At 42.9% G+C, this 11,982-nt stretch carries 10 protein-coding genes and 1 pseudogene; 6 read left to right on the forward strand and 5 right to left on the reverse strand.

The genetic code is table 11. The features are described 5' to 3' along the window. The first annotated feature begins 50 nt into the window (after positions 1–50). Positions 51–830 carry an AraC family transcriptional regulator gene (locus tag WM46_RS15350; RefSeq protein WP_102602718.1) on the forward strand — a complete coding sequence of 260 codons (780 nt, stop codon included), beginning with the start codon at positions 51–53 and terminating at the stop codon, positions 828–830. Between the two features lie 128 nt (positions 831–958). After that, entirely contained in the window at positions 959–1,153 is a 195-nt protein-coding gene (locus tag WM46_RS26390; protein WP_187394385.1) for a hypothetical protein, read from the forward strand. A 1,018-nt stretch (positions 1,154–2,171) separates the two neighbouring features. Here WM46_RS26390 and WM46_RS15355 read toward each other — a convergent pair. Further along, complete coding sequence (locus WM46_RS15355; protein WP_102602719.1) at positions 2,172–2,783, reverse strand: FMN-dependent NADH-azoreductase; 612 nt, start codon at positions 2,781–2,783, stop codon at positions 2,172–2,174. Positions 2,784–2,858: 75 nt separating this feature from the next. On the opposite strand from WM46_RS15355, the gene WM46_RS15360 reads away from it, so the two are divergent. After that, positions 2,859–3,254, forward strand: coding sequence for a winged helix-turn-helix transcriptional regulator (locus WM46_RS15360; protein WP_262360396.1), 396 nt, complete (start codon positions 2,859–2,861; stop codon positions 3,252–3,254). Between the two features lie 55 nt (positions 3,255–3,309). Here the strand turns inward: WM46_RS15360 and WM46_RS15365 are convergent. From WM46_RS15365 to WM46_RS15380, 4 genes are all read right to left on the reverse strand, one after another. Beyond that, positions 3,310–4,472 (reverse strand): IS3 family transposase gene (locus tag WM46_RS15365; RefSeq protein ID WP_102602369.1). Its coding sequence is split into 2 segments (ribosomal slippage): positions 3,310–4,211 and positions 4,211–4,472, totalling 1,164 coding nucleotides; the frame shifts between segments, so codons are not numbered across the junction. 167 nt (positions 4,473–4,639) lie between these two features. Beyond that, positions 4,640–6,073: a 6-phospho-beta-glucosidase gene (locus WM46_RS15370; protein WP_102602721.1), complete on the reverse strand. Its 1,434-nt coding sequence runs from the start codon at positions 6,071–6,073 to the stop codon at positions 4,640–4,642. 252 nt (positions 6,074–6,325) lie between these two features. Then, on the reverse strand, positions 6,326–7,351 hold the full coding sequence (locus tag WM46_RS15375) for a LacI family DNA-binding transcriptional regulator (RefSeq protein WP_102602722.1): 1,026 nt from the start codon (positions 7,349–7,351) through the stop codon (positions 6,326–6,328). A gap of 142 nt (positions 7,352–7,493) precedes the next feature. Then, positions 7,494–9,350 (reverse strand): glucose PTS transporter subunit IIA, encoded by a 1,857-nt coding sequence (locus WM46_RS15380; RefSeq protein WP_102602723.1) that lies wholly within the window; start codon positions 9,348–9,350, stop codon positions 7,494–7,496. A gap of 690 nt (positions 9,351–10,040) precedes the next feature. Between WM46_RS15380 and WM46_RS15385 the strand changes: the two genes are divergently transcribed. The 3 genes and pseudogenes from WM46_RS15385 to WM46_RS26860 all read left to right on the forward strand — a co-directional run. Next, entirely contained in the window at positions 10,041–10,964 is a 924-nt protein-coding gene (locus WM46_RS15385) for an IS5 family transposase (RefSeq protein WP_102602724.1), read from the forward strand. A 272-nt stretch (positions 10,965–11,236) separates the two neighbouring features. Next, positions 11,237–11,761, forward strand: a complete 525-nt coding sequence (locus WM46_RS15390; RefSeq protein ID WP_102602725.1) for an RNA polymerase sigma factor — start codon at positions 11,237–11,239, stop codon at positions 11,759–11,761. Between the two features lie 45 nt (positions 11,762–11,806). Then, positions 11,807–11,947, forward strand: a pseudogene (locus WM46_RS26860) (FecR/PupR family sigma factor regulator); the annotation flags it as partial. Positions 11,948–11,982 lie beyond the last annotated feature (35 nt).

Consider the following 11,982-nt stretch of genomic DNA (forward strand, 5'->3'; position numbering starts at 1 on the left):
AATATTATGGATAAAGTGGAAAAGACATGAAATCGATAAACTGACAAATTATGTCTTCAAAATGCCAATATCACCTAAATCCCGATCTTGCAAAAGCCCCGGTAGTTGGCAGGAGTGATTTTTCAGAGCCAGAATTTGTTCCGTATCATAAACACGAAAGGCATCAACTCAGCTTTGCCATCGCAGGCGTTCTCCATCTTACAACGACCGAGGGAAAATGGGTGTTACCTCCCAGCAGAGCGATGTGGATAAGGGCAGGTACCGAACATGCAACCGAAGTGAAACGTCCGGCACAAATCAGAACTTTGTATATTGATGCGAACGCATATCGCGCGCCAACACACGAGCAGTGTATGGTGGTTGAAGTCACCCCTCTGTTACGTGAACTTATCCTGAGCTGTGCCGAATTCCCATGGAACTATCAACCTGATTCAGTTCAGTCACGGCTAGCTCATGTTCTTGTCGATCAGTTCCAGAATATGACACAGGCCTCTGTTGATATTCCACTGCCGGTAGATCCCCGTGCCGTCAGGGTTGTCAACCTGTTACGGGAAGACCCGGCAAACCGTGAATCTCTTCATATTCTTGCCCGGAAATCAGGGGCCAGTGCACGCACTATTGAGCGAATTTTTGCTCAGGAAGTGAAGATGACTTTTTCGGAATGGCGTCTGCGGTTGAGAATGACCACCGCGCTGGAACTTCTTGCCTATGGAGAAAATGTCACGAATGTAGCCATCAAAGTCGGTTATGAATCTTCGTCAAGCTTTGTTGCGGCCTTTCGCACGCGGTACGCCACTACACCGGCACGATTTTTCAGAAATTCAGGATAGTTTACGTAGTGTAGTAGGAGACACAGAGGTTGCTTTGTTTCAGAAGTTTTCTGTTCATGACCCTTTATGTCTCCTTTTCGAATATAAATGTCATTAAGCGAAAGTGTGATATGTGGTAAATTTTAACAATGTTGATTTTATTAACGTTTCCTTCTGAGCGAAATGTCACTTCAGCATATTTTAAGCGTTTCCCTGTTTCTAGTGATGGCCATTTATTACCAAAGAAACCGGTTAACCATAACTTAAAACTGGAAGTTATTAAATTAATTACATCTCCTATGGCACAGGCTTATATATACAGCGACATTGAGAATGATATTTGACATTATCTGATAGCAGACAGGTTTTTGAAGAGCAATGGCCAGAGAAAGTATAGTTAATTAAAGACATAATCAAAGAAATGACCTGCACTCGAAATATAAAAAATACAGGCATCGCGATAATTTAATTGTGTGGTATTTTACAGTGAAGCCATTTTTAACACAGCCAGAAAGTATGTAACAGGCAAAATTATATATGGTTTTACTTGAACATAAGGGAGTCAGACTTGTTCTCCCAAGAAGTGGGACAGAGTACATTGTGACTCGTTCCTGAATTCCAGATCTTGCAGTTAAGCATAACCAACTTAGTTGATAAAAACATGATGCCATGATCGGGTTCTTCTGGCACCATATTTATGGTGATCCATGTAATGTATTGCTGACTTTTGATTATAAAATTTAGTTAAATAATCATCAATTAATTTATGATAAGTAATAAGTTGGTTATTCCCATTGTCGAATTTTAATGTCCTTGATTATGAAACCAACATTATTATTACTTGTAACTTTGCTTACCTCGAGTACGACGAGTACTGAGTCGGTTACCAGGCCCTTGGCGCAACAGCGTGCGGTTCTGACTCAGAGTACGTTGCTGTCGTTTGATTACCCCAGGCACTCATGGAAACTGACCAAGGTAAACTTGTTGACATGGGCCCGGAGTAGATTGACCTAAAGCTGAAGCGTGTGGACATGGCGGTCATCGACAGAGGATCCATCATGGATAGGTCCCCTGCCCCAGCAAGCCGCAAAGCTTCTCCGGGCACTATAACTCCTCTGTTACCATGATTGTCATAATGTGAATTCGTACCATCCACCATGTAAATGAGCTTCTCAATGCCACTTTCCGAAGGCCCTTTGCATATACCAATCCTCCATAAGAAGCCAGAAAGGACAGGTTAAAATCTATTGCGAGGGCAACAGGAGAAGAAGCCTTGACCGGTGAATAGCAGAGCCTTCCTGATTCATCTTTGGTGTGTAAAGTCGGCAAATTACACGTGACGCAGGCATAATATTTCCCGACTCAAATAACCAGTGCAGCAACCTGCTGAGCAGCGATATCCAGTGCTCTCGTTCGATGATCCGGCCCAACGTTGTGCCCTTCGGCAATGACAACCTGCAGTTTTGTTACACCAATAAAGCTGAAGATAGCCCTCAAATAAGACTCAGCATGCTCCAGCGCTTCAGCGGAAGAACCATGTCCATAATAACCTCCGCGCGCAATCGCAAGGATAATCTTCTTGTCTCCGACCAGGCCAACTGGCCCGGCTTCCGTGTAACGAAAGGTTTTTCCGTTGATAGCAATACGATCAATCCAGGCTTTAAGCTGGCTGGGAATGGAAAAGTTGTAAAGCGCGGCCCCAATAACGACCACATCTGCATTAATAAACTCATTGAGTACTTCGCTGCTCAATGCTAACTCGCTCTGTAGAGTACTGTCATGACCAGTGCCTGGACTACCAGAGGCTGCCAGATAAGCACCCGAAAGGTGCGGAATTGGATTGTCAGCCAAATCCCGGTATTTCACGATAACGGGCTGAACCTGATGACTTATCTTTTGGACAATATCAGCTGAGAGCTGCCTGCTGACCGAGTTCTGTCCAAGAATGCTGGAATCGAGATGCAATAATTTCATAGCTAGTTCCTCTTCCTTCGTTAGTGTAAAATTGATACTAGAGACTTAATAAGAACCAGACAAGAGGGCACATGTGTGATACCTGATAACTCAAGTGTGACTGAGAAAAGCAGTTCTGCAGTTCTTAAATGTTGTTCTGCTGTCCTGGAAACGCTGGCGCGAATTGGTGACAAGTGGAGTGTGATGACAATCATGCAGCTTGCCGGTGGGCCGCGAGGATTTAATGAGATCCGCAGGATGATCGGTCATATCTCACAGCGCATGCTGACACTGACGCTACGAAAACTCGAGCGCGATGGACTGGTCACTCGCACTGTCTATCCAACAACGCCCCCCCGGGTGAGTTATGAACTTACTGAACTGGGGCATTCTTTGCGTGACCCGCTTGACACTCTGGGTGCATGGGTTGCTAAAAATCAGCACCAGGTTGAGAATGCTCGTCATGAATTTGACCAGCGGATATCAGAATAATTTATGTTTTCAGTGAAGAGGTTAGGTGATCCTACCCACGTAATGTGGACACGCCCTAAGCGAGGATTTGGTTTTCGAACTGTTCCGGGCTAATACCACCGCAGGCACTGTGGCGACGCCAGCGATTGTAATCACACTCGATATAATTGAACACCGCCGCCCGCATTATTTCCCGGCTGGCAAAGCGTTCTCCGTGGATACATTCCACCTTCAGTGAGTGGAAGAAGCTTTCCGTGCACGCATTATCGTAGCAGTTGCCCCTGGCGCTCATGCTCCCGCGCAGGTTATGCCGCTTCAGCAGTGCCTGAAAGGCCGCTGAGCAGTATTGTCCGCCCCGGTCCGTATGCATAATTACGTTCTCCGGCCGTTTACGCCGCCACAACGCCATCTGCAACGCATCGCAGGCAAGCCGGGCCGTCATCCGCGATGACATCGACCAGCCGATGACGGCCCGCGACCAGAGGTCGATGACCACCGCCAGGTACAGCCAGCCCTCGTCGGTACGCAAGTAGGTTATGTCTCCCGACCACTTCTGGTTCGGGCCGCTGGCGTAAAAATCCTGCTTCAGCAGGTTCTCTGACACCGGCAGGCTATGTTCACGGTAGCTCACCGGGCTGAACCGGCGTGCGGCTTTCGCCCGTAACCCCTGACGGCGCAGGCTGGCAGCAATGGTTTTCACGTTGTACGCCAGGCCCTGCGCACGCAGCTCTTCTGCCAGACGGGGCGCACCGTAGCGCTGTTTTGCCTGGCCGAAAGCATTACTGACCGCGCTGTCGCAACCCTGCCGGAAACGCTGGCGGGCACTGATGACGCTGCGGCGCTTGCGCCAGGCATACCAACCGCTACGGGCCACGCACAGTACGCGGCACATGGCTTTAATGCTGAATTCAGCCTGGTGTTGTTCGATAAAGACATACTTCATTTCAGGCGCTTCGCGAAGTATGTCGCGGCCTTTTGGAGAATGGCCAGTTCCTCTGCCTGCTCAGCCAGCTGACGTTTGAGACGGGCATTTTCAGCCGCCAGTTCACTCTCGCGCTCAGAGGATGCGGTCTGATGCTGCTGCTTGCTGCGCCAGTTGTAGAGTTGCGACTCATACAGGCTGAGTTCGCGGGCGGCGGCAGCGACACCGATGCGTTCAGCGAGTTTCAGGGCTTCATCGCGGAATTCAGGCGAATGCTGCTTACGGGGTTTCTTACTGGTTGATACGGATTTTGTCATGTGAGCTACCTCTGGTTGAGAGTTTACTCACTTAGTCGCGTGTCCACTAATGGTGGGTAAGATCAAGGCGCCTGCTTTAAAACGAGTATTAAAATATATAATAACAAAATCGACATCCTTGTCGATTTGAAACTTCATAATGTTATATATATTTATTTTCTTTGCACTCAGGAAATGTTTTTACCATTCGAAGCAATGACCCCCTTATACCATTCGAAGGATTTTTTCTTAATCCTTGATAAGGAACCATTTCCTGAGTCATCTTTGTCAACATAGATAAAACCATATCTTTTCTTCATTTCCCCTGTACCAGCAGAAACAAGATCAATACATCCCCACGGAGTATAACCAATTAAGTCTACACCATCCTCTACTACCGCTTTTTTCATTTCAGCGATATGCGATTCCAGGTAATCAATTCGGTACTGATCATCAACAGTATTACTTTCATTGATTTCATCAACTGCTCCAAGTCCGTTTTCAACGATAAATAAAGGAAGTTGATAATGGTCATAGAAATAATTTAAAGAATAACGTAATCCAACAGGGTCAATTTGCCAGCCCCAATCAGATTCCTGAACATGCGGATTTCGCACAAGGTGCTTTGTCTCGATATAATCAAACTCAGGATTATCAGCTGTTGCTTGTGTGGTGAATGACATATAATAACTTAATGCGATATAATCTACACAACCGTTCTTCAGGATATCGAGATCTTCGTTGGTCATATCAAGCAAATAGCCTTTCCTTTTGAGATATGACATAACATGTGACGGATATTTACCTCTGACATGCACATCCGTAAACCAGTAACGTTTATGCATTGCGCTTAATGCCATCATTATATCATCCGGTGCGCAGGTGAGCGGGTAAATAGGACACATTGCAATCATACATCCGATTTTAAAACCAGGGTTTATTTCACGTCCAATTTTTACAGCTAGCGCACTTGCAACAAGCTCATAATGCGCAGCTTGATACATTACAGCCTCTCTATTCTCACCTTCAGAATAGATTATTCCTGAGTTTGTAAATGTAGAAAAGTCATCGTTATAATTAGCCTGGTTATTAATCTCATTAAATGTCATCCAGTACTTGACTTTATTTTTATAACGTTTGAATACAACTTCAGAAAAATTTATAAAAAAATCTATTATTTTCCTGTTACGCCATCCACCATATTTTTTTACTAGATTAAAAGGCATTTCAAAATGAGAAAGAGTTACCACTGGCTCAATTCCATATTTGATCAGCTCATCAAAAAGGTTATCATAGAAAAGCAAACCGTCTTCATTAGGAGTTATTTCATCACCCTCAGGAAATATTCTGCTCCAGGCAATTGAGGTTCTGAAACATTTGAAACCCATTTCAGCAAAAAGTGCGATGTCATCTTTATATCGATGATAGAAATCAATGGCTTCATGATTCGGATAGTACTTATCAGGTATAACGCCATCCGTTATTTCTCTTGGCACAGCATGTGAAGCAGCAGTCATTACATCTGCAACACTAATACCTTTATTTCCTTCCTGCCATCCACCTTCCAGTTGATGAGCAGCAACGGCTCCGCCCCATAAAAATTCGTCGTTAAAACCATTCATATACAACTCCTTATATTTATCTCAGACATTTAGTATGAATAAAGTAAGAAAATCATCAATGCAACCGATTGCATTATCGGGTGATTGATATATTTATGCAAGATAAAATTAGTAAATTACAAAAAATTACAGTAGGTACTTCTGATATTTAAATTTAACTACAATTATTCAAAGGACATAATTCATTCGCTAGATTGTTTAGCGACTCAAGACCTGATTTTTTTATAATAGACAAGCTTGAGGTTAACAATGTTATTTTATACCAAAATTGAACGGGCCTGGGCCAACGGATTTTCTTTCAATAAGTATTCCATCGACAGATGGTAATATATTTACAACATTTTGATTAATCATATTAATTAACTGTTCAATTGCTAGTTTCACCATTGCATCAACTGGCACACGGAATGTAGTAAGCGGAGGAACAAAAAATGAAGCCACAGGGATATCATCAAAACTCACTATCGACATATCACCCGGGATCCTAAGTCCTTTCTCATAGATGGAGTTAGCTGCACCAATCGCCATATAATCATTACTGGCAATAATGCTGGTAACATTATTCATATGAGCAAAAAGAGTATTCATTGCTTTTCTTCCACTTTCCATTGACCAGTCGCCAAAGCAAACATTATTTTTATTGAAGGGTATATTATTTATTTTTAATGCCTCAGTAAAACCAGTTAATCTTTCTGATCCAGTTTGAGAATCCTTTGGACCAGAAATAAAGAAAATGTCACGATGCCCATGACTGACTAAATAATTAACCGCATTGTACGTATCCCTCCTGTGGTTAACGGATACTGCGAACTCTTTAAAATCATTTAACTTCCGGTTAAAAATTAAAACAGGTTTTTTATATTTTTTAACTATCTCTTCAAGCTCTTTGATTGATAAATACCTGGAATAAACAATAATCCCATCACACTGAAGGTCCATTAAAAAGTCAATGGCTTGCCTTTCCTGTTCATTACTATGCTTGCCATCTGCCAGTATAAGTTGCCCACCAAATTCTTCAGTTACTGTTGCAATTTGATAAATCAATTCACTGAAATATGGTCCATTATAAAGAGTATTTGCCACCATAAGGCCAATGTTTTTGGTGCAGCTAACGGCCAAATTTCGGGCAACAAGATTTGGGCGGTAACCAGTTTCATTAATGGCCTTCATCACAATATCACGGGTTGCTTTGGATATCTTTGTATTTCCGGAAATTACCCGTGACACAGTTGACTTCGAAACACCTGCTTGTTTGGCTATGTCCGACATTGTAACCATTTTGTCTTGCTCTCTAACGTTAATAGACAGATCTATTTTATCATATCACATATATCTTTATCACCTGAAAAACTGTTTGATCTGTCATACCCCGCCCCCGATAATCCATTAAACACAGAGGATTATCGGGTTTGAGTTTAATTTATTTTACTGTAATTAAAGGTGTTCCAGTTGTGACTACACGTGGTTCTCGTTCAAAATAAATTGTGTACTCATCACTATTCATGATCAGAACTGGCGTCGTCAGATCGTAACCAAGTTCCGCAATGTAGTTGTTATCAAAATAGATTAGAGGTGTACCGGCCTTGACTCTGTCTCCTATTTTGATGTTGCTGTCAAAGTACATACCTTCCAGTTTGACGGTATCGATTCCTACATGAATTAATATTTCAGCACCATTTTCACATAGTAATCCAACAGCATGTTTGGTTGGTGTAGTGGTTGCAACCTCAGCATCACATGGAGAGCAAATTATGCCTCCTGAAGGTACAATAGCTATTCCGTTTCCAAGTAATCCTCCGGAGAAACTTTCGTCTTTTACATCCTCGATAGGTATAATTTTTCCATCAACTGGACATAATAGTGTTAAAACATCGTTCTCAGGCAACTCTGCAACATTCTCATTATTAACTTCTTCTTTGGGATCATTAAAACCTAATGCAAATACTAACGATGAAGTCACAATTATCGCAGTTATGCATCCAAGCATCATTCCCAAAAATGAATGCGCATTAGTTGTACTTATAGCGTTTACTGTTGTCAGAATACTTGCCAAACCAGCGTAAGCATAATATGTACTGCCAAAAAAACTTGAAACAACTGCGCCCAATGCTCCACCTATACAACCATATATGAAAGGTTTTTTTAGCTTTAATGTAACACCATAAATTGTAGGCTCCGTAATTCCAAAAATAGCAGTTACTCCCGCAGAGTAAGAAACTGATTTTAAATTTTTATTCTTTGATTTTATAGCACATGAGAATGCGGCTGCCATCTGAGCTACAACTGCCATGGTCATAAAAGCCTGCAGGGAATCATTTCCATACATATCAAAATTTGCCATGACTACTGGAGTGAAACCCCAATGCACACCAAATATGACAATGATCTGCCACAGACCACCAATTATAGCCGCAGCCAAGGCTGGATAATTATGATATAGCCAGTTATAGCCTATCGCGATACTGTCTGATACACCCGCAGTAACCGGGCCAATAAGTAAGAGTGTTAATGGAACCATAATGATCACGCACAGTAGCGGCGTTAATAACGGTTCAACAATCTCTGGAAGTATTTTCTTTATTTTTTTCTCAACTAAAGACAATCCCCAGACAAGAAAGAGGGGGGGTAATACAGATGAAGTATAAATTGTTTTCGCAAGTGGAAGATATAAAAATGAAATATTTTCTCCACTTGCTATTCTTGACGCAATTGCAGCCCAATCCGGACTAACTAAAGCGCAACAACATAGTAATGAAATATAGATGTTGCATTTGAAATATTTAGATGCTGTTACTGCGATCAGTACCGGGAGAAACGTAAATGGGGTCCAGGATATGAGATCCATTACATAAAAAGTACCCGTTTTATGAAAATCTAAAAAAAAGTAATTTATTATGATCAAAAAACCTTGCAGAATACCTGCCGCGGCAAGAATGTAAACGATAGGTGCAAACACTGATGACATTGCTGAAATTACACTGTCGACTAAATTTCCTCGACTTCCCTCCTGAAGTTTAGAAGGGTCAACAATATCATTTAAAGCATCGTACACATCCGCAACATGTGTTCCGATAACCACCTGGAACTGACCACCGCTCAAAACAACCGTAATGACTCCAGGTAATTGCTTTATTGTTTCAACTGCACTTTTTGGAATATCTTTCAATACTAATCGAAGTCGGGTAACACAGCGTGAATAGGATACAATGTTGTCTTGTCCTCCTACCTCCTGAAGAATATCTCTAGCTAATTTATTGTAATCTCTTATTTTTTTCATTTATTTTTCCTGATTTCCAGTTCAATGGAGTCATGTAGTTAACAAGCAGGGCAACCGGTTGCACATTGACAGGACACTTCTCTTCATACAACAGATTTTATCGAAAAGTGTGCGCGACATCTCATTTGAAGTCTCATATTGCGATGAAAAGAAACATGCATAATAATGCAAACACCCCAAATTCATTCTTAATGAAAATATAAAATACCATTTTATAAGTTAACTTTACCCACCGACCAAGCTTCTTATTCGATAATAAAATAACAATAATTAAACTAGCATAGTAAAATGTATATTTTCAAACACACCAACACCCTTTGGCCGACGAAAAAAATATTTACGCCCTCTAATTAATATTTGGATGCTACTTAATTTGTTGCCTCAGATATTATCATTCACTGCCCTGAAAAAATCTTATGAATCACCTCAATACTATAGTTTGGTGTCACCGCGATCGTTTAAATCCTCATTTTCACGGGTTTGATTTTTTTTCATGTTCAGACCGCATTATTTATACCGCTACTCAATACAATTTATGAGTGTTTATACTATATTGATGATGATCATTTTTGTTTTAATAAAGAATTTCATCTAAATTATTGAATCCCCATCTGGCTTTGTTGAATAAATCGAACTTTTGGCCGTAGTCAGGATCAGATCACCATATTCCCGATCCTGTAGCGGTATCACGTGGCAAAACAAACGTTCAAAATCACCAACTGGGCTGACTACAACAAGGCGCTCGTCAATCGGGGCTCACTGACATTCTGGCTTGATGAGTCGACTACTCAGGCCTGGTATGAACAGCCCAACACGTCTTCACGTGGTCGTCCTCAGCGTTATTCTGAGCTCGCTATTACCACCGTACTGATGCTCAAACGCGTCTTTCACCTCACACTGCGCGCCGCGCAGGGGTTTATTGACTCTATTTTTATCCTGATGAAGCTCCCGCTCCGTTGTCCGGATTACTCCTGCGTCAGCAGACGGGCTAAGTCCGTCAATATCCCGTTCAAAACCCCCACGCGCGGCGAAATAGCCCATCTGGTTATCGACTCCACCGGATTAAAAGTCTTCGGTGAGGGTGAGTGGAAGGTGAAAAAACACGGCCAGGAAAAGCGCCGCGTCTGGCGTAAACTGCACCTGGCGGTAGACGCCGGTACGCATGAGGTTATCTGCGCTGAACTTTCCCTGAACAATGTGACTGATGCAGAGGCATTCCCGGGGCTTATCCGTCAGACGCACAGGAAAATTCGGGTCGCCTGCGCAGATGGGGCGTATGACACAAAACGGTGCCACGACGAGCTAAGGCGCAAGAAAATTATGGCATTAATCCCGCCGCGAGCGCGTTCCGGTTACTGGCCGGCGGAGTATGCCGACAGAAATCAGGCGGTGGCGAGGCAGCGTCTGACGGGGAGTAATGCTTACTGGAAATGGCACACGGCTTACAACCGGCGTTCTGTGGCAGAAACGGCGATGTACCGTGTTAAACAACTGTTCGGTGGGCATCTTACGCTGCGGGATTATGATGCGCAGGTTGGAGAAGCTATGGCCATGACCCGTGCCTTAAACAAAATGACGCGAGCAGGCATGCCAGAAAGTGTACGAATTGCCTGAGGAAGTGACTGAAAGGGAAAGTTTTTATTTAAACTCGATTTATTCAACAAAGCCACGAATTGCCTGAGGAAGTGACTGAAAGGGAAAGTTTTTATTTAAACCCGATTTATTCAACAAAGCCATTATCATGTAAAAACACACACAAAGCTTATTCAATATACGATAATATGTATGCGTAAATCTTATAACGATAAGACTTTCATTTTTCCCAGCACTATGTAATTGTGAATTAACTTCGTGATCTCCCTCACAATTATAGAAACGGTAAAACCATGTTGTCCAAAGACGCAAGCGTTAACCTAATTGATGTATTTATTGATATTTACTCGACGTTATTTAAAATTGTGAGTTATCGCACCGGAACGGTGCATGTTGCGCAGGACATAACGCAAGACATTTATTTCAAGATATTCAAAGTTGCCAATGAATTTCCGGCGTACGAGGATGCGCGTAACTACCTGATTCGTGTCGCTCTCAACGCCTCCAGCGATTATCGTCGCACTGAACAGCGTCGGGTGCAGATCCTCAACGCCGCACTGCACATGTTTGAAAACTACTCCCCGTCACCAGAGGATAACCATTATTCCATCGAGAAAATTAACCTGCTCGATAGCACTCTCTCAACGCTTCCAGAAAAGTGTCGCGAAATCCTCTATCTCAGTCGCGTGGACGGACTGACCCACAAAGAGATTGCACAGAAAATGGGCATTTCGGTCAGCCTGGTGGAGAAATACGCCGTCCGCACGCTGCTGCACTGCCGGGATACGCTAAAAAATCCGGAGAATAAGCTAAAGTAGAGTCTGTAACGTCATGACCTGATTCATAAACGGAAGCGAACCGTGGTGCACAACAACTCATATTCTTCGTCAGACGAGGACACCCTGGAAACCGAAGCTATTCACTGGCTGGTTAGACTTACCTCTGGTGATATCAAACCTTCCGAATTGAGACAATTTAGCCGTTGGCGTAGTTCCAGCCCGGCGCACGAGGCAGCACTGACCACCTCGCTGGAGTTGTG

The organism is Citrobacter freundii complex sp. CFNIH2, assembly GCF_002880615.1.
In the GTDB taxonomy this organism is placed as follows: Bacteria; Pseudomonadota; Gammaproteobacteria; order Enterobacterales; family Enterobacteriaceae; genus Citrobacter_A; species Citrobacter_A amalonaticus_F.

What these genes read in the sequence shown, in the direction of transcription:
- WM46_RS15350 (WP_102602718.1), top strand. Translation starts at nt 51, where the DNA reads ATGTCTTCAAAATGCCAATATCACCTAAATCCCGATCTTGCAAAAGCC.
- WM46_RS15375 (WP_102602722.1), bottom strand. Translation starts at nt 7,351, where the DNA reads ATGGTTACAATGTCGGACATAGCCAAACAAGCAGGTGTTTCGAAGTCA.
- WM46_RS15380 (WP_102602723.1), bottom strand. Translation starts at nt 9,350, where the DNA reads ATGAAAAAAATAAGAGATTACAATAAATTAGCTAGAGATATTCTTCAG.
- WM46_RS15370 (WP_102602721.1), bottom strand. Translation starts at nt 6,073, where the DNA reads ATGAATGGTTTTAACGACGAATTTTTATGGGGCGGAGCCGTTGCTGCT.
- WM46_RS15355 (WP_102602719.1), bottom strand. Translation starts at nt 2,783, where the DNA reads ATGAAATTATTGCATCTCGATTCCAGCATTCTTGGACAGAACTCGGTC.
- WM46_RS15390 (WP_102602725.1), top strand. Translation starts at nt 11,237, where the DNA reads ATGTTGTCCAAAGACGCAAGCGTTAACCTAATTGATGTATTTATTGAT.
- WM46_RS26390 (WP_187394385.1), top strand. Translation starts at nt 959, where the DNA reads ATGTTGATTTTATTAACGTTTCCTTCTGAGCGAAATGTCACTTCAGCA.